The organism is Klebsiella spallanzanii (assembly GCF_902158555.1).
In the GTDB taxonomy this organism is placed as follows: domain Bacteria; phylum Pseudomonadota; class Gammaproteobacteria; order Enterobacterales; family Enterobacteriaceae; genus Klebsiella; species Klebsiella spallanzanii.
Genome location: NZ_CABGGS010000007.1, coordinates 32760 through 50918, shown reverse-complemented (window position 1 = coordinate 50918; position 18159 = coordinate 32760). Strand labels below are relative to the sequence as shown.

Annotated in this window: 19 protein-coding genes; 17 read left to right on the top strand and 2 right to left on the bottom strand. The window is 52.4% G+C overall.

What is annotated here, in order from left to right; all coding sequences use genetic code 11:
- Positions 1-96 precede the first annotated feature (96 nt).
- On the top strand, positions 97-882 hold the full coding sequence (locus FN082_RS09360) for a sulfite exporter TauE/SafE family protein (RefSeq protein ID WP_142981481.1): 786 nt from the start codon (positions 97-99) through the stop codon (positions 880-882).
- A gap of 59 nt (positions 883-941) precedes the next feature.
- On the opposite strand, the gene FN082_RS09355 is transcribed toward FN082_RS09360, so the two are convergent.
- A complete protein-coding gene (locus tag FN082_RS09355) occupies positions 942-1526 on the bottom strand; it encodes a Maf family protein (protein WP_139537762.1) in 585 nt (194 codons plus the stop codon).
- 141 nt (positions 1527-1667) lie between these two features.
- Here FN082_RS09355 and yceD point away from each other — a divergent pair, with 141 nt between their 5' ends.
- The 15 genes from yceD (at position 1668) to FN082_RS09280 (ending at position 15215) form a co-directional block, all read left to right on the top strand.
- Complete coding sequence (gene yceD, locus FN082_RS09350) at positions 1668-2189, top strand: 23S rRNA accumulation protein YceD (protein WP_139537763.1); 522 nt, start codon at positions 1668-1670, stop codon at positions 2187-2189.
- 16 nt (positions 2190-2205) lie between these two features.
- The gene (gene rpmF, locus FN082_RS09345; RefSeq protein ID WP_000290724.1) at positions 2206-2379 is read left to right on the top strand and encodes a 50S ribosomal protein L32; all 174 of its coding nucleotides are present in this window, start codon (positions 2206-2208) and stop codon (positions 2377-2379) included.
- Between the two features lie 202 nt (positions 2380-2581).
- Positions 2582-3679 (top strand): phosphate acyltransferase PlsX, encoded by a 1098-nt coding sequence (gene plsX, locus FN082_RS09340; protein ID WP_139537765.1) that lies wholly within the window; start codon positions 2582-2584, stop codon positions 3677-3679.
- 53 nt (positions 3680-3732) lie between these two features.
- The gene (locus tag FN082_RS09335; protein ID WP_142461381.1) at positions 3733-4686 is read left to right on the top strand and encodes a beta-ketoacyl-ACP synthase III; all 954 of its coding nucleotides are present in this window, start codon (positions 3733-3735) and stop codon (positions 4684-4686) included.
- 15 nt (positions 4687-4701) lie between these two features.
- Complete coding sequence (gene fabD / locus FN082_RS09330; protein ID WP_142981480.1) at positions 4702-5631, top strand: ACP S-malonyltransferase; 930 nt, start codon at positions 4702-4704, stop codon at positions 5629-5631.
- Between the two features lie 12 nt (positions 5632-5643).
- The gene (gene fabG / locus FN082_RS09325; protein ID WP_004131399.1) at positions 5644-6378 is read left to right on the top strand and encodes a 3-oxoacyl-ACP reductase FabG; all 735 of its coding nucleotides are present in this window, start codon (positions 5644-5646) and stop codon (positions 6376-6378) included.
- A 210-nt stretch (positions 6379-6588) separates the two neighbouring features.
- Positions 6589-6825 carry an acyl carrier protein gene (gene acpP / locus FN082_RS09320; protein ID WP_000103754.1) on the top strand — a complete coding sequence of 79 codons (237 nt, stop codon included), beginning with the start codon at positions 6589-6591 and terminating at the stop codon, positions 6823-6825.
- 89 nt (positions 6826-6914) lie between these two features.
- A complete protein-coding gene (fabF, locus tag FN082_RS09315; RefSeq protein ID WP_139537771.1) occupies positions 6915-8156 on the top strand; it encodes a beta-ketoacyl-ACP synthase II in 1242 nt (413 codons plus the stop codon).
- 144 nt (positions 8157-8300) lie between these two features.
- Positions 8301-9110, top strand: coding sequence for an aminodeoxychorismate lyase (gene pabC / locus FN082_RS09310; protein WP_142464995.1), 810 nt, complete (start codon positions 8301-8303; stop codon positions 9108-9110).
- 2 nt (positions 9111-9112) lie between these two features.
- Positions 9113-10135: a cell division protein YceG gene (yceG, locus tag FN082_RS09305; protein ID WP_139537775.1), complete on the top strand. Its 1023-nt coding sequence runs from the start codon at positions 9113-9115 to the stop codon at positions 10133-10135.
- Positions 10125-10766: a dTMP kinase gene (gene tmk / locus FN082_RS09300; protein ID WP_139537777.1), complete on the top strand. Its 642-nt coding sequence runs from the start codon at positions 10125-10127 to the stop codon at positions 10764-10766. The genes yceG and tmk overlap by 11 nt, the downstream gene beginning before the upstream one ends.
- Positions 10763-11767 (top strand): DNA polymerase III subunit delta', encoded by a 1005-nt coding sequence (gene holB / locus FN082_RS09295; protein ID WP_139537779.1) that lies wholly within the window; start codon positions 10763-10765, stop codon positions 11765-11767. The genes tmk and holB overlap by 4 nt, the downstream gene beginning before the upstream one ends.
- A gap of 10 nt (positions 11768-11777) precedes the next feature.
- Complete coding sequence (locus FN082_RS09290) at positions 11778-12572, top strand: metal-dependent hydrolase (RefSeq protein WP_139537781.1); 795 nt, start codon at positions 11778-11780, stop codon at positions 12570-12572.
- Positions 12573-12869: 297 nt separating this feature from the next.
- Positions 12870-14303 carry a PTS glucose transporter subunit IIBC gene (gene ptsG / locus FN082_RS09285; protein ID WP_139537783.1) on the top strand — a complete coding sequence of 478 codons (1434 nt, stop codon included), beginning with the start codon at positions 12870-12872 and terminating at the stop codon, positions 14301-14303.
- 186 nt (positions 14304-14489) lie between these two features.
- Positions 14490-15215, top strand: coding sequence for a hypothetical protein (locus tag FN082_RS09280; RefSeq protein ID WP_142981479.1), 726 nt, complete (start codon positions 14490-14492; stop codon positions 15213-15215).
- 42 nt (positions 15216-15257) lie between these two features.
- Here FN082_RS09280 and fhuE read toward each other — a convergent pair whose 3' ends face one another.
- On the bottom strand, positions 15258-17441 hold the full coding sequence (fhuE, locus tag FN082_RS09275; RefSeq protein WP_142981505.1) for a ferric-rhodotorulic acid/ferric-coprogen receptor FhuE: 2184 nt from the start codon (positions 17439-17441) through the stop codon (positions 15258-15260).
- Positions 17442-17797: 356 nt separating this feature from the next.
- Here fhuE and hinT point away from each other — a divergent pair, with 356 nt between their 5' ends.
- Positions 17798-18154 (top strand): purine nucleoside phosphoramidase, encoded by a 357-nt coding sequence (gene hinT, locus FN082_RS09265; RefSeq protein ID WP_139537789.1) that lies wholly within the window; start codon positions 17798-17800, stop codon positions 18152-18154.
- Positions 18155-18159 lie beyond the last annotated feature (5 nt).

Sequence of the window (18159 nt, the reverse complement as noted above, 5' to 3'; positions counted from 1 at the left end):
GGTGTCGTAAAAACGCGACTGCCCGCAGCCTGGCTTCTCTGGTTCGGTAACAAGAACCAGAGATCATGCGAATACTTTATATCCAGGGCGGATATTATGAGTTTCAATACTGATTTTATACTTGTCGGCCTGATGCAAATTGTCGGGTTTTTTGTTCAGGGATGTACAGGGTTTGGTTGTACCGTTATAGCAGCATCGGTCACGAATGGCTTATTGGGAACGTCGGTAGGGGTGCCCTATGGAACGTTGATTACATTACCTTTCTTGTATTTTCTGGCGGTCAGAACCTGGCGAGATGTTTCCTGGAAAGATTTAGGTAAAATAGTCGCTCTGTGCGTTCCGGGCATACTGGTGGGCAACTATCTTTTTTATACCATTAGCCCCAATGTGGCGAAAATCTGTATTGGCGCAATGGTGACGGTCATTGCTGTAATGAATATTTACAAGCATATCGTCAATCCGTTGATCTTTAAAAAAGTTGAAGTGGCTAATGCTCCTGATACGACAGCGAAAAAATGTTTTCGCTATGGCTGCCTTATTTTAGGCGGTGTTGTGCACGGTGCTTTTACTATCGGCGGCCCGCTGATTACCGTTTACACCATCGAAACCGTTAAGGAAAAAGAAAAGTTCCGTAATACTATGAACATGGTATGGGTAGTGTTTAATACCTGGAACGCCTTTAACCAGTATCGTAATGGCGCGTGGACGGAGCATCTCGGCGGTGCTCTGACTATCGGTTTCCCTATGGCGGCGATCGGCTTCTTCCTGGGGATGGCCTTCCTGCAGCGCATTAACAAAGAGACGTTCCTGCGTATCGTTTACTGTGTGCTGCTATTCGTCGGCGGAAACATGCTCTTTACCAGCCTGATGGCTCTGGCTTAAAGAGTGTTCGTTAGGGGATCGGGGTGAATATTGAAACGCCGATCCCATTTTCTGCCTGTCTAGGTGAGCAGTGGGTTAAACCCTTCCCGACGGAGCATTTGACATAAGGCAATGAGCGGCAGGCCGATCAGCGAGTTGGGGTCTCGCCCTTCGAGGCGTTCGAAAAGCGTGATACCTAAGCCCTCGCTTTTGAAGCTTCCGGCGCATTTTAACGGGTTCTCTTTGCGGATATAGCTGTCAATTTCCTGGTCGCTCAAATGACGGAAATGAACATCAAACGGTTCGCATTCGGTTTGTAAGTGACCGTTAGCGGAATTGTATAGCGCAAGGCCCGTATAGAAGGTGACGATGGTGCCGCTGGCTTTTCTCAACTGGCGATGGGCGTTTTCTTCCGTGTGTGGCTTGCCGGTAATTTCGCCATCCAGGACGCAAACCTGGTCAGAGCCTATAATAAGGTGTTGCGGATAGCGTGCGGCAAGGGCCTGCGCCTTTGCCTGCGCCAGACGCATCACCAGCTGACGCGCCGATTCTCCGGGATGCGGAGCTTCATCAACGTCCGGTGCTGCGCATTCAAAAGGCACAGACAGCTTTTCCAGCAGCATTCGCCGCCACGGCGAGGTTGACGCGAGGATCAGTTCAGACATATTTTTTCATCCACATATAGCGCTTCGCAGAGCATCATTTTAAACTATGCGCCGCAATGTGTGCGAATAAATGGCAAAAGGCAACCTGAGGCTGCCTTTTTCTTTGACTCTATGACGTTACAAAGTTAATATGCGCGCCCTATGCAAAAGGTAAAATTACCCCTGACTCTCGATCCGGTTCGCACGGCTCAAAAACGCTTAGATTACCAAGGTATCTATACCCGTGATCAGGCTGTGCGCGTCGCTGATTCTGTTGTCAGCGTGGACAGCGATGTGGAATGCAGCATGTCGTTCGCTATCGATAACCAGCGCCTTGCCGTTTTAACCGGCGATGCAACGGTGTCGGTAACCCTCGAATGTCAGCGTTGCGGGAAACCGTTCCCCCATCATGTTCACACAACGTATTGTTTCAGCCCGGTCAGAAATGACGAACAGGCCGAAGCACTGCCGGAAGCGTATGAGCCGATTGAGGTTAACGACTTCGGTGAAATCGATCTGCTGGCGTTGGTTGAAGATGAAATCATCCTCTCCTTGCCAGTCGTTCCGGTGCATGATTCTGAACACTGTGAAGTGTCCGACGCGGACATGGTCTTTGGTGAACTGCCTGAAGAGGTACAAAAACCAAACCCATTTGCCGTATTAGCCAGCTTAAAGCATAAGTAATTGAGGAGTAAGGTCCATGGCCGTACAACAGAATAAACCAACCCGTTCCAAACGTGGCATGCGTCGTTCCCATGACGCTCTGACCGCAGTCACCAGCCTGTCTGTAGACAAAACTTCTGGTGAAAAACACCTGCGTCACCACATCACTGCCGACGGTTTCTACCGCGGTCGCAAGGTAATCGCTAAGTAATCACGCATTACTCCGTGGATTTCGCGTTGCAGGGAGACGCAAGCGAGAGCATCGCCAGAAACATAGATAACTATGCGGCTGGTGTGAACGAGCGCAGTCAACGCACTTGTAGCGCGAAAGACAAAGAGTAAAAGCGTGATGAAGCTTAGTGAGGATCTCCCCAGGTAACTGGGGAATAGCCGAACCGAGCAGCGACGATATCTTGACACGTCTAACCCTGGCGTTAGATGTCATGGGAGGGGATTTCGGCCCTTCCGTGACAGTGCCTGCAGCATTGCAGGCACTGAACTCTAATTCACAACTCACACTTCTTTTAGTCGGCGATCCCGACGCTATCGCGCCATTACTTGCCAAAGCTGATTTTGAACAACGTTCTCGTCTGCAGGTCATTCCTGCGCAGTCAGTTATTGCTAGTGATGCACGACCCGCACAGGCTATTCGCGCCAGTCGCGGTAGCTCGATGCGTATTGCGCTGGAGTTGGTAAAAGAAGGGCGGGCCCAGGCCTGCGTCAGCGCGGGTAATACCGGAGCGCTAATGGGGTTGGCGAAACTGTTACTCAAACCCATCGAAGGGATTGAGCGCCCGGCACTGGTAACCATGTTACCGCATCAGCTAAAGGGCAAAACGGTGGTGCTGGATTTGGGCGCTAACGTGGATTGCGATAGCACTATGCTGGTGCAGTTTGCCGTAATGGGAGCGGTTCTGGCCGAAGAGGTTATTGGGATCCAGAACCCCCGCGTTGCGCTACTGAATATCGGCGAAGAAGAGATGAAAGGTCTCAGCAGCATTCGCGATGCGGCGGCGGTTTTGAAAACGTTGCCAACTCTCAACTATATTGGGTATCTGGAAGCCAATGAATTGTTGACGGGCAAAACGGATGTTTTGGTTTGTGATGGATTCACGGGCAACGTCACATTAAAAACGATGGAAGGTGTTGTCAGAATGTTCCTTTCACTGTTGAAATCACAGGGAGAGGGGAAAAAACGGTCGTGGTGGCTGCTTTTATTAAAGCGTTGGTTACAAAAAAGCCTGTCAAGGCGATTCAGTCACCTCAACCCCGACCAGTATAATGGTGCCTGTCTGTTAGGATTGCGCGGTTCCGTGATTAAAAGTCATGGTGCTGCCAACCAGCGCGCTTTTTGCGTCGCGATAGAGCAGGCAGTGCAGGCAGTGCAGCGGCAGGTTCCTCAGCGAATTGCCGCTCGCCTGGAATCTTTATACCCTGCAGGTTTCGAATTGCCTGAGGGCGGCAGAAACGGAAACTCCAGGTCTCAGGCCCGGGTAACCGGAAACGACTGACGCCTCGCAGTTTGAGTAAACCAGGTATATTACCCAAGAGTGACTGAGCGTACATGTATACGAAGATTATAGGTACCGGCAGCTATCTGCCTGAGCACGTGCGTACGAACGCTGAACTGGAGAATATGGTTGATACCTCTGACGAGTGGATTGTTACTCGTACTGGTATCCGTGAGCGTCGTATCGCCGCACCGAATGAAACAGTTGCTACCATGGGCCTTGAAGCCGCGAAGAATGCGTTGGATATGGCGGGCGTCAAGCCGGAGCAAATTGGTCTGATTATTGTTGCGACCACCTCTGGTACTCATGCCTTCCCTAGCTCTGCTTGCCAGATTCAATCAATGTTGGGTATTAAAGGCTGTCCGGCCTTTGATGTCGCTGCGGCCTGTGCGGGCTTCACCTATGCGCTCAGCGTTGCCGATCAATATGTTAAAAACGGTGCTGTTGATTACGCATTGGTGATCGGCGCAGACGTTCTGGCGCGCACCTGCGATCCGACCGATCGTGGGACAATCATTATCTTCGGTGACGGCGCGGGTGCCGTAGTGCTGGGTGCTTCTGAAGAACCGGGTATCATTTCCACGCATCTGCATGCGGATGGTAGCTACGGCGAACTGCTGACGCTGCCGAATGCCGATCGCGTCGAGCCGGAAAACCCTATCTATCTGACGATGGCGGGTAATGAAGTCTTTAAAGTGGCTGTAACCGAGCTGGCGCACATCGTTGATGAGACGTTAGCGGCTAATAACCTCGAGCGCTCCGCGCTGGACTGGCTGGTGCCGCATCAAGCCAACCTGCGTATTATTAGCGCCACGGCGAAGAAGCTCGGAATGTCGATGGACAACGTCGTCGTAACCCTCGACAGACACGGCAATACTTCGGCTGCTTCAGTCCCTTGCGCGCTGGATGAGGCTGTTCGCGATGGTCGTATTCAACGTGGTCAGCTTATTCTGCTGGAAGCCTTCGGTGGCGGTTTCACCTGGGGTTCCGCGCTGGTTCGTTTTTAGTATAAGGATTTAAACATGACGCAATTTGCTTTTGTGTTCCCGGGACAGGGCTCTCAGAGTGTCGGGATGCTGTCAGACATGGCGGCTACTTACCCGGTAATCGAAGAGACATTCCGTGAAGCCTCTGCGGCGTTGGGTTACGATCTGTGGGCGCTTGCGCAGCAGGGCCCGGCGGAAGAACTGAACAAAACATGGCAGACTCAACCCGCGCTGCTGACCGCATCTGTCGCGCTCTATCGCGCCTGGCAGAAACAGGGCGGTAAAGCACCGGTTCTGCTGGCGGGCCACAGCCTTGGCGAGTATTCAGCGCTGGTATGTGCGGGCGTTATCGATTTTGCCGATGCCGTACGTCTGGTTGAGATGCGCGGTAAGTTTATGCAGGAAGCGGTGCCGGAAGGTACCGGTGCGATGTCAGCGATCATTGGCCTTGATGATGCTGCGATTGCTAAAGCTTGCGAAGAGTCTGCCGAAGGGCAGGTCGTTTCTCCGGTAAACTTTAACTCGCCGGGCCAGGTCGTTATTGCCGGTAACAAAGAGGCCGTAGAGCGCGCAGGAGCGGCCTGTAAGGCTGCAGGCGCCAAACGTGCTCTGCCGCTGCCGGTCAGCGTGCCATCCCACTGCGCGCTGATGAAGCCTGCGGCGGAAAAACTGGCCGTTGAGCTGCAAAAAATTACGTTTAACGCGCCGACGATTCCAGTTGTAAACAACGTCGACGTGAAAAGTGAAACTGCGCCTGATGCTATTCGCGATGCATTGATCCGCCAGCTGTATAGCCCGGTTCAGTGGACCAAAACCGTTGAGTTTATGGCATCTGAGGGCGTAGAGCATCTGTATGAAGTTGGTCCGGGTAAAGTCCTCACTGGCCTGACTAAACGTATTGTTGACACCCTGACTGCCTCCGCGCTTAACGAGCCGGCGGCGATGTCTGCGGCGCTTGAGCAATAAAAGAGGAATACCATGAGTTTTGAAGGAAAAATCGCGCTGGTTACCGGTGCAAGTCGCGGTATTGGCCGCGCAATCGCTGAAACGCTCGTTGCCCGTGGCGCGAAAGTTATCGGTACTGCGACCAGCGAAAGCGGCGCGCAGGCGATTAGCGATTATTTAGGTGCTAATGGTAAAGGTCTGTTGCTGAATGTGACCGATCCTGCATCTATCGAATCTGTTCTGGGAAATATTCGCGCAGAATTTGGTGAAGTTGATATCCTGGTGAATAATGCCGGGATTACTCGTGATAACCTGTTAATGCGCATGAAAGATGACGAGTGGAACGATATTATCGAAACCAACCTGTCATCGGTTTTCCGTCTGTCAAAAGCGGTAATGCGCGCTATGATGAAAAAGCGTCATGGACGTATTATCACTATCGGTTCTGTGGTTGGTACCATGGGAAATGCGGGTCAGGCCAACTACGCTGCGGCGAAGGCGGGTCTGATTGGCTTCAGTAAATCACTGGCTCGCGAAGTTGCGTCCCGCGGTATTACTGTAAACGTTGTTGCTCCGGGCTTTATTGAAACGGACATGACGCGTGCGCTGACCGATGAGCAGCGTGCGGGCACTCTGGCGGCAGTTCCTGCGGGGCGCCTCGGCTCTCCAAATGAAATCGCCAGTGCGGTTGCATTTTTAGCCTCTGACGAAGCGAGTTACATCACCGGTGAAACTCTGCACGTTAACGGCGGAATGTATATGGTCTGACCGAGATTTGCGCAAAACGTTCAGGAACCGCGCAGTCCGTGCGATTCACTGTAATGTTTTGTGCAAAATGATTTGCGTTATGAGGGCAAACAGCCGCAAAATAGCGTAAAATCGTGGTAAGACCTGCCGGGATTTAGTTGCAAATTTTTCAACATTTTATACACTACGAAAACCATCGCGAAAGCGAGTTTTGATAGGAAATTTAAGAGTATGAGCACTATCGAAGAACGCGTTAAGAAAATTATCGGCGAACAGCTGGGCGTTAAGCAGGAAGAAGTTACCAACAATGCTTCCTTCGTTGAAGACCTGGGCGCTGATTCTCTTGACACCGTTGAGCTGGTAATGGCTCTGGAAGAAGAGTTTGATACTGAGATTCCGGACGAAGAAGCAGAGAAAATCACTACTGTTCAGGCTGCCATTGATTACATCAACGGTCACCAGGCGTAAGTGAACATCTCCAGGCGGTCATTCGACCGCCTGAGTTTTATCTATATTTTGTCCCACAAGAATTTATTTTCCCTCCCTGGAGGACAACCGTGTCTAAGCGTCGTGTAGTTGTGACCGGACTGGGCATGTTGTCTCCTGTCGGCAATACCGTAGAGTCTACCTGGAAAGCTCTCCTTGCCGGTCAGAGTGGCATCAGCCTGATCGACCATTTCGATACTAGCGCCTATGCAACGAAATTTGCTGGCTTAGTAAAGGATTTTAACTGTGATGACTTCATCTCGCGCAAAGAACAGCGCAAGATGGATGCCTTCATTCAATATGGAATTGTCGCTGGCATTCAGGCCATGCAGGATTCTGGCCTTGAAGTGACGGAAGAGAATGCTACCCGCATTGGTGCCGCTATTGGTTCCGGTATTGGCGGGCTTGGCCTGATCGAAGAAAACCACAGTTCGCTGGTAAAAGGCGGACCGCGTAAGATCAGCCCGTTCTTTGTTCCTTCCACAATCGTTAACATGGTGGCCGGTCATCTGACCATCATGTTTGGTCTGCGTGGACCAAGCATCTCCATCGCGACCGCCTGTACTTCTGGTGTACACAACATTGGTCACGCCGCGCGCGTTATCGCTTATGGCGATGCTGACGCAATGGTTGCCGGTGGTGCGGAAAAAGCCAGTACTCCGCTGGGCGTAGGCGGCTTTGGCGCGGCGCGTGCGCTGTCCACACGCAACGATAATCCGCAGGCGGCGAGCCGTCCTTGGGATAAAGAGCGTGATGGCTTCGTCTTGGGTGACGGTGCTGGCATGGTTGTACTGGAAGAGTACGAGCACGCGAAAAAACGCGGTGCGAAAATTTATGCTGAAATCGTTGGCTTTGGAATGAGCAGCGATGCGTACCATATGACTTCGCCGCCGGAAGATGGCGCTGGAGCAGCGCTGGCGATGGTTAATGCCATCCGCGATGCGGGTATTGACGCGGGTCAGATTGGCTATGTCAACGCCCACGGTACCTCTACGCCAGCAGGCGATAAAGCAGAAGCGCAGGCGGTGAAATCCGTCTTCGGTGACGCTGCCAGCCGCGTAATGGTTAGTTCCACTAAGTCAATGACCGGTCACCTGCTCGGCGCTGCGGGTGCAGTAGAGTCTATCTACACCATCCTCGCCCTGCGCGATCAGGCTGTTCCGCCAACCATCAACCTGGATAATCCAGATGAAGGCTGTGACCTGGACTTCGTGCCTCATGAAGCACGCCAGGTTAGCGGTATGGAATACACCCTGTGTAACTCCTTCGGTTTCGGTGGCACCAACGGCTCGCTGATCTTTAAAAAGGTGTGATGCGCGCCTGACGTAACATCTTTGATGCCGTCAATGCTCATCGGAAAACTGGCCCGCTTGTCGGGCCTTTTTTATTCGGTTTTCTCCGCTTGTTCCATTCTTTTTCTCCTGCGACACTGACCGACCGGCGATGAGGAGTCCTTTATGTTTTTGATAAACGGCACTGAAAGTGAAACGCTAGCGGTTAACGATCGTGGCGTTCAGTTTGGTGATGGCTGTTTTACTACAGCGCGGATCATTAGAGGTCAAATTCAGTTTCTGTCTGCCCATCTCACCCGCTTACAGACGACCTGCGAAAAGCTTTTTATTCCTTACTGTGACTGGGCGCTATTAGCGCAGGAAATGACGCTTCAGGCTCAGCCGCATCAGGATGGCGTACTGAAGGTGATGATGACCCGCGGCGCGGGTGGTCGGGGATATAGCGCTGCGGGCTGTGAGAGTCCCACGCGAGTTCTCAGCGTGTCGTCGTATCCAGCCCATTACCCGCGCTGGCGTGAGGAGGGGATCTCCTTGTCACTGAGTCCAGTTCAACTGGGGCGTAATCCTTCTCTTGCCGGACTCAAACACCTTAATCGTCTGGAACAAGTGCTGATTCGTTCTCATCTTGAGCAGACGGACGCCGATGAAGCGCTGGTCCTTGACAGTGAAGGGTGGCTTACGGAATGCTGTGCCGCGAACGTATTCTGGCGTAAAGGATTTGATGTTTTTACCCCGCGCCTCGACCAGGCGGGAGTAAACGGTATTATGCGCCAGCACATTCTCGCAACGCTGGCACCATCGCCGTTTCGCGTTGTCGAAGTGACTACGCGCCCCGATGCGCTACGCGAAGCCGACGAAGTGCTTATCTGTAACGCATTAATGCCGCTGGTGCCGGTTCGCCGTTGGAACGACACATATTGGTCCGCGCGCGAGCTTTACCATTTTTTAGCCCCATTGTGTGAGCTGTCTGATTAGTCATGAAGAAAATGTTACGTTTTATCCTGTTGCTGGTGGTGGTACTGGGTATCGCCGCGGGTATCGGTATGTGGAAAGTTCGCCAACTGGCGGACAGCAAATTGCTGATTAAAGAAGAGACCATCTTTACGCTTGAAACCGGGACCGGGCGCCTGGCTTTGGGTCAACAGCTGTATGGCGATAAAGTCATTAACCGGCCGCGCGTTTTCCAGTGGCTTCTGCGCATTGAGCCCGAGCTGTCCCACTTTAAAGCCGGGACCTATCGCTTCACTCCTGATATGACTGTACGTCAGATGCTGCAGCTGTTGGCTAGCGGCAAAGAAGCTCAGTTTCCGCTGCGCTTCGTTGAAGGGATGCGGGTCAGCGACTATCTGCGCCAGCTACGCGACGCCCCTTATGTCAAGCATACGCTGGCGGATGATAGCTATGAAACCGTGGCGAAAGCGCTCAATCTGGAACATGCGGACTGGGTTGAGGGCTGGTTCTGGCCGGACACCTGGATGTATACCGCGAATACCAGCGACGTGGCCATCCTTAAACGAGCGCATCAGAAGATGGTTTCTGCGGTTGAGAAAACCTGGGAAGGGCGGATGGATAATCTACCGTATAAGGACCAAAATCAGCTGTTGACGATGGCTTCTATTATCGAAAAAGAGACGGCGGTACCGGAGGAGCGTGACCGTGTCGCATCGGTATTCATCAACCGTTTACGTATTGGTATGCGTCTGCAAACCGATCCGACCGTGATTTACGGGATGGGTGAGAGTTATAATGGTAAGTTGACGCGTAAAGACCTGGAAACCCCGACCGCTTACAACACCTATGTCATTAACGGCATGCCGCCCGGGCCAATTGCCGCACCGGGCGAGGCCTCGCTGAAGGCCGCCGCGCATCCGGCGAAAACGCCGTATCTTTATTTTGTCGCGGACGGGAAGGGCGGGCATACGTTTAACACTAACCTGACCAGCCATAACCGCTCGGTCCAGGACTATCTGAAAGTACTTAAGGAAAAAAATGCGCAGTAATTATATCGTCATCGAGGGCCTGGAGGGCGCAGGGAAAACCACCGCACGTAATCTCGTGGTAGAGACGCTAAAACAGCTGGGCGTTAGCGATATGGTATTTACTCGTGAGCCGGGCGGCACCATTCTGGCTGAAAAGCTGCGCAGCCTGGTACTGGATATCCAGTCCACCGGCGATGAAGTGATTAATGATAAAGCCGAAGTGTTGATGTTTTACGCGGCCCGCGTGCAGCTGGTTGAAACGGTCATTAAACCTGCGCTGGCCCAGGGTAAGTGGGTTATTGGCGATCGTCACGATCTGTCAACGCAGGCCTATCAGGGCGGCGGTCGCGGTATCGACCAGACTATGCTGGCGACCCTGCGCGATGCGGTGTTGGGAGATTTTCGCCCCAATCTGACGCTCTATCTCGACGTTACGCCGGAAGTTGGCCTGAAGCGCGCCCGCGCCCGCGGCGAGCTTGACCGTATCGAACAGGAGTCGCTGGATTTCTTTAACCGTACCCGCGCGCGTTACCTTGAACTGGCGGCGCAAGACTCGACTATTCGCACCGTTGACGCGACGCAGCCGCTGGAGGCCGTTGAGCGCGATATTCGTGCAGTGGTGAACCAATGGGTCGCGGAGCAGGGCGCATGAAATGGTATCCGTGGTTACGCCCGTCTTTTGAACAATTAGTCTCCAGCTACCAGGCGGGACGGGGTCACCATGCGCTACTTGTTCAGGCGCTGCCGGGCATGGGGAGTGAAGCGTTAATTTATGCGCTTTGTCGCTTCCTGATGTGCCGACAGCCAGAAGGGCATAAAAGCTGCGGTAAGTGCCATAGCTGTCAACTGATGCAGGCTGGCACGCATCCTGATTATTATGCGTTGAGTCCTGAAAAGGGAAAGAGCTCCCTCGGGATTGATGCCGTGCGTGAAGTGAGCGAAAAGCTTTACGAACGAGCCCGATTAGGCGGCGCGAAAGTGGTGTGGATAGGTGATGCCGCCATGCTCACCGATGCAGCGGCCAACGCGTTGCTGAAAACGCTGGAGGAGCCGCCGGAAAATACCTGGTTTTTCCTCGCTTGCCAGGAGCCCGCTCGCTTGCTGGCTACGTTACGTAGCCGCTGCCGGTTGCATCACCTTGCTCCGCCTTCAGAACACTATGCTCTGGCGTGGTTAGAACGAGAAGTGACAATGTCACAAGATGCGCTGCTTGCTGCGCTGCGTCTCAGCGGCAATGCGCCAGCCGCGGCGCTGGATCTGTTACAGGAAGCTCACTGGGCGGCGCGTCAACAGCTTTGTCAGACCATGGCGAATATACTCACTCATGGCGACTGGTTGACGTTGTTGCCGATTCTGAATCATGAACAGGCGGCGGTTCGCCTGCACTGGCTGGCATCGCTGCTCGTCGATGCGCAAAAAAGACAGCAGGGGATCACGCTTGTCAGTAATCCGGATGCCTGGGCGCTGCTGAATCAACTGGCCAATGCGCTGCCTGCCGCGCGCTTACAGGCGATCGCTCGCGACGTCAGCGCCTGCCGCGAGCAACTACTGAGCGTTGTCGGTATCAATCGCGAACTGCTGCTAACCGAGCGCCTTCTGCGCTGGGAACATTACCTGCAACCTGGGGCGGTCCTTCCCGTATCCCACCTCTGAGAGAGACATCATGTTTTTAGTCGACTCCCATTGCCATCTTGATGGCCTGGATTATCAAACGCTGCATAAAGATGTAGACGACGTGCTGGCCAAGGCCTCCGCGCGCGATGTGAAATTTTGCCTGGCGGTTGCCACGACGCTGCCGGGATATCGCGGTATGCGCGAGCTGGTGGGGCAGCGCGACGACGTTGTTTTTTCCTGCGGCGTGCATCCGTTAAACCAGGATGAAGAGTATGACGTTGAAGAGTTGCGTAAACTCGCAGCGGAAGACGGTGTGGTCGCAATGGGGGAAACTGGTCTGGATTATTTCTACACGCCAGAAACAAAACCACGTCAGCAGACGTCGTTTCGGGACCATATCCGTATAGGTCGGGAGTTGAATAAACCGGTTATTGTTCATACGCGCGATGCCCGCGCCGATACGCTGGAAATTTTACGCGAAGAAAAAGTGACGGATTGTGGTGGCGTACTACACTGTTTCACTGAGGATAGGGAGACTGCGGGTAAGCTGCTGGACATGGGGTTCTATATCTCGTTTTCCGGCATTGTGACGTTCCGAAACGCAGAACAGCTTCGTGACGCGGCGCGCTACGTGCCTCTTGACCGTCTGCTGGTTGAGACCGATTCGCCGTATCTGGCTCCGGTACCGCATCGCGGCAAAGAGAACCAGCCAGCGATGGTTCGGGATGTCGCTGAGTATATGGCGGTTCTGAAAGGCGTATCGCTGGAGCAACTGGCACAGCAAACAACGGAAAACTTCGCCACGCTTTTTCATATTGACCCCTCCCAACTGCAACCTCTCTGATATTCCTTATTATTTTAAGGCTCGTAATTAATAGCCAAAGCGAGTAAAGTTCACCGCCACAAATGGGGCGGTGAAGGTTTTTTGGCAACATTCAGACACGAGTTATGTAAACCAGTGTAAGTTTTTAACCGGTGTCTGATTGAAACGTGATAGCCGTCAAACAATCATCCCGGCAATTATTTTACTCTGTGTAATAAATAAAGGGCGCTTAGATGTCCTGTCCACGGCGCGGTTCTCCCCCCGGGCCAATGCGTGAAAACGTAAAAAAGCACCAAATACTCAGGAGCACTCTCAATTATGTTTAAGAATGCATTTGCTAACCTGCAGAAGGTCGGTAAATCGCTGATGCTGCCGGTATCCGTACTGCCTATCGCAGGTATCCTGCTGGGCGTCGGTTCCGCAAACTTCAGTTGGCTGCCAGAAGTTGTTTCACACGTCATGGCGGAAGCAGGCGGTTCAGTCTTCGCTAACATGCCGCTGATTTTTGCTATCGGTGTCGCGCTTGGCTTCACCAATAACGATGGCGTATCTGCTCTGGCATCGGTCGTTGCATATGGCATCATGGTGAAAACCATGGCAGTTGTGGCACCGCTAGTCCTGCATTTACCTGCTGAAGAAATTGCGGCTAAACACCTGGCGGATACCGGCGTACTCGGCGGTATCATCTCCGGTGCTATCGCAGCCTACATGTTCAACCGCTTCTATCGCATCAAGCTGCCTGAGTATCTGGGCTTCTTTGCGGGCAAGCGCTTTGTGCCGATTATCTCCGGTCTGGCCGCTATCTTCACTGGTGTGGTTCTGTCCTTTATCTGGCCACCGATCGGTACTGCAATCCAGACGTTCTCCCAGTGGGCTGCTTACCAGAACCCGGTTGTCGCGTTCGGTATCTATGGCTTCATTGAGCGTTGCCTGGTACCGTTTGGTCTGCACCATATCTGGAACGTTCCTTTCCAGATGCAGATTGGTGAATACACCAACGCAGCAGGTCAGGTATTCCACGGCGATATCCCTCGCTATATGGCAGGCGACCCGACTGCGGGCAAACTGTCCGGCGGCTTCCTGTTCAAAATGTACGGTCTGCCGGCTGCTGCGATTGCTATCTGGCACTCTGCTAAACCAGAAAACCGCGCGAAAGTGGGCGGTATCATGATTTCCGCAGCGCTGACCTCGTTCCTGACCGGTATCACCGAGCCGATCGAGTTCTCCTTCATGTTCGTTGCGCCGATCCTGTACATCATCCACGCGATTCTGGCAGGTCTGGCATTCCCGATCTGTATCCTGCTGGGTATGCGTGACGGTACGTCGTTCTCTCATGGTCTGATTGACTTTATCGTTCTGTCCGGCAACAGCAGCAAGCTGTGGCTGTTCCCGATTGTCGGCATCTGCTACGCCATCGTTTACTACGTGGTGTTCCGTGTGCTGATTAAAGCGCTGGATCTGAAAACGCCGGGTCGTGAAGATGCCACCGATGACAGCAAAGCTGGCGCGACCAGCGAGATGGCTCCGGCTCTGATTGCAGCCTTCGGCGGTAAAGAAAACATTACTAACCTTGACGCATGTATCACTCGTCTACGCGTGAGCGTGGCAGATGTGGCGAAAGTTGATCAGGCTGGCCTGAAAAAACTGGGCGCCGCGGGCGTGGTGGTTGCAGGTTCAGGCGTTCAGGCTATTTTCGGTACTAAATCCGATAACCTGAAAACTGAAATGGATGAGTACATCCGTAGCAACTAAGTTGTGATGTGGGGAGACTAAGGCAGCCAAATGGCTGCCTTTTTTACGTCTGTTTTCAGGAAATGCTCGTAGCTATCATGGTTAAAATCTGAAACAGAGAATGGATGCCCGATAGTGGGTTAAATAAATCGGAGAAAAGCAGTAATGTTCCGCTTCTGAAGGGATTTCTTTACAAACGGAACGCATATGTCTTTTTTAAAACTGACGCTTAGTACCTCTCTGTTGTTTTCTCTCTTTTTATCCGGTACTTGCGTTGCTAATGATTTTTATAACACCAGTAAAGATGTTATCAGGCATTATTATCAGCCGGGAAAGAATGCTGCATCCCCCTGGCATAAAAAAACGGCGGACGAACAGGAGGTTGCTGACTATTATGTGTGTTATGACAAAGTCGTTAATCAGAATGCTGGGTTTTATCTTATCGTAATGTGCCCAGATATGGAGCAGATATCTTATGATAATCAACCTGCGCCCACGGACTACTATGTACTTCAACAAACTCCGCAGGGCTTGAAGCTGCTATCTGAACGCCAAAATTTTGACGGTCATTTTGATGGAGTAGCCAATATTGGGCCAGACAAGTGGGCGGTTCATTCGATAATTTCAAGTATGAATCAAGGCTATGGGCAATCGCACGATCTGCTTGAGGTTTTTAGCGAGGGGAAATTTATACCTGTTGCTAACTGGACTTCCTGGATGAGCAACGAAGGTGCCTTTGCGAATGGCGAAACCGAAGAGATTAAGAACCAATTAACCGTTGATGAGAGCCAAAGCACTGCCGGTTTTTATGCTCTAACGATCCATTCATCCGGCTATCGGCAGAAAACAAAAATAAATAAAAAGTACCTTATTTCGTACAATGAGGATGCCGGTAACTATCTGATTCCGGAAGAGTTGAATGACGGGTATTAGTATTCTATTAACCGGGAGCGATGCGGCTCCCGGTAAGTTTAGTTAAAATTGATAGCTGGCGGTAATGCTGAAGTTGCGCGGTTCGCCGTACACAATGGAACCGTCGATGTTGGTATCGTAGGTTTTGTCGAACAGGTTATTGACGTTGCCCTGTAAGGCAAAGTTTTTGCTGACCTGGTAACGGGTAAACAAATCCACCAGCGCGTAGCTGCCTTGTTCCGCACGGAAAGTACCGTAAGGGGTAGCGGTATCTTTATAAACACGGTTTTGCCAGTTAACGCCGCCGCCGACGGTCAGATCAGGCATCACCGGCAGGCGATAGCTGGTGAACAGCTTGACGCTGGTACGCGGCAGGTTAGGGTTCACCGCGTTGCCTTCATTATCCTCGGCAACAAAGCGAGTCGCGCCGAAGGTCATCTGCCAGTTATCGGTAAGCGCGCCGTTGATTTCGAACTCCACCCCTTTGCTTACGGTACCATTGACGGTTTTATAGGCCGCTTCGCCGTTGCTGCCAGGGATTTGCCCGCCGGTTGCCTGGCCGAGGTTATCCTGTTCGATGCGGAATATGGAGAGGGTGGTGGTCAGGCGGCTGTCCATCCAGTCGGACTTCAGGCCGACTTCATAGTTATTACCGGTAACCGGGGTCAGATATTTACCGGAACTATCACGCTTATTCTGCGGCTGGAAAACGGAGGTGTAGCTGGTGTAGGCCGACCAGTTATCGTTGATGTCATACACCAGCCCGGCGTATGGCGTAGTATGGTTTTTCTCCATATTGTAGGTCAGGGTCTCGATACTCCAGTTGTTATAGCGGACGCCAAGGATCAGGTGTAGCGGGTCAAGCAGGGAAATTCGCGTTGCGGCGTATACCGATTTCATTCGTGTGGTATCGTCCTGAGCAAGGCTTTGAGGGCCCCAGTTGGTTTCCGGGAAGCTGGCACTATTAAAGTCATAGAAATTACCGATCTCATCCGGAAATACGTTTGCCCAGGAGCTGAAGTAGCGATTATTTTGCTTGCTGTAGCTGCCGCCAATCATCAGGTTGTGCTGGCGACCAAACAGGTCGTAGCCGCCATCTGCAAACAAATCCACGGCATCGACTTTACGTTTGCCGCTGTTCCAGCCGGTCCCGCCAACGTAGGTAAAGCTCGGACCATAATTGCCATAAGGCCCCACCAGCATCCCGGTCTCTTTATTGACGTACGCATCAACGTACATCATTTTGCTGTCGAATTTAACCTCTGAATGGGTCGCGTTCATGGTCGCCTGCCAGGTATCGGCAAAGCGCTGTTTCAGCGTGACGAAGACTTTGTTGATCTCTTTGTCGTTATAAGCCCAATCTGGGGCAGTGCTATGAGAACGATCGTAGTGGTTTTTGCTGCCATCGGTATTCCAGCGCGGCAGACCGCCCCATGTTGGGCTATTCACGTCGATACGCTGATATTCGTAGCCAGCGGATAAACTGGTTGAGGTCCCGAGGTCAGCATCAAGAATGCCGGAGAAGAAGGTTTTTTCGCTGTTATAACGATCGAGCCACGAGTCGTTATTTTGATAGCCCGCGATAATACGCGCACGCACGTTGCCGTCTTCGGTCAGCGGGCTTTGCATATCAGCAACATAGCGCTGTTTGTTCCAGCTACCATACTCCGCAGAAACATTGCCTTTAAACTCGCGGCTGGTGGCGTGTTTACGAATCATGTTGATTGACGCGGCCGGGTTGCCCGTACCTGTCAGCAGGCCATTGGCGCCACGCACGACTTCCACCCGCTCGAACAGCGCCATATCGGTAAGGGCGTCACCCAGATTCCAGCGGGATTCAAACCAGGTCGGAATGCCATCGACCATGTAGTTGTCAATTTGAAAACCGCGAGAGTAGTAGCTGGTGCGATCGGAGTCTGCCTGGCTGCTGCTGATCCCCGTCGTGTGATCCATCACGTCGCCAAGGGTTTGCAACTGCTGATCCTGCATCCGTTGCTCGGTGATAATGCTGACCGATTGTGGGATATCGCGCTGGGCCATTTCCATCTTGGTCCCGGCAGAGGTGGTTTTGACGCTGTAATCCTGCTCTTGCATATCTGAACTGGAATCTGCGGAACCTTCTACAATAATCGTGTCTTCGGACTTGCTGGCGGCCTGGCTCAGCTGAGGAAAGAGCGCCAACGCTATGCCCATAGCAAGCAGGGACGGTGTGATACGCCCATTCTGGAAGGTGGTGGAGAGAGACATCATAAACCCTTGATCATGTGATAATTGTTATTCGCCGCGGCTCTGTGGCCGAGGTCGATCGAAAGCGCACTGCATTCAATGTGAATACAAATGAGAAATATACGCATTAATATTTAAAGTGTAAACAGAAGTAAGTATTACTCTGAAAAAGTTGGGCGGGGCTGTTATGACTAACAACTCTCCGCAGAGATATGATTAATCAGTCAGCAGCTAAGCCCCTTGCCGCGTAAGAAAAAACGCTTTCAGGTTGAAAGAGTGGGAGTAACTCGCTCATACTCTTAGGCGAATCCTGTGCATCCGCGTTTATCTGCAGGGGCAGGCCAGAGCACGGTATAAAAATTAATAAGGAATCAGTCATGGCAGAAGAAACGATTTTCAGCAAAATCATTCGCCGGGAGATCCCGTCGGATGTGGTTTATCAGGATGAGCTAGTTACCGCTTTTCGCGATATCTCTCCACAGGCTCCGACCCATGTTCTGATTATTCCCAATATTCTGATCCCTACTGTTAACGATGTTACCGCAGAGCATGAGCAGGCCCTGGGGCGTATGATGACCGTTGCGGCGAAAATCGCCCGCGATGAGGGGATTGCTGATGATGGCTATCGCTTGATTGTTAACTGCAATCGCCACGGGGGCCAGGAAGTTTACCATATCCATATGCACCTGCTGGGCGGTCGCCCTTTAGGCCCGATGCTGGCTCATAAAGGTTAACATCT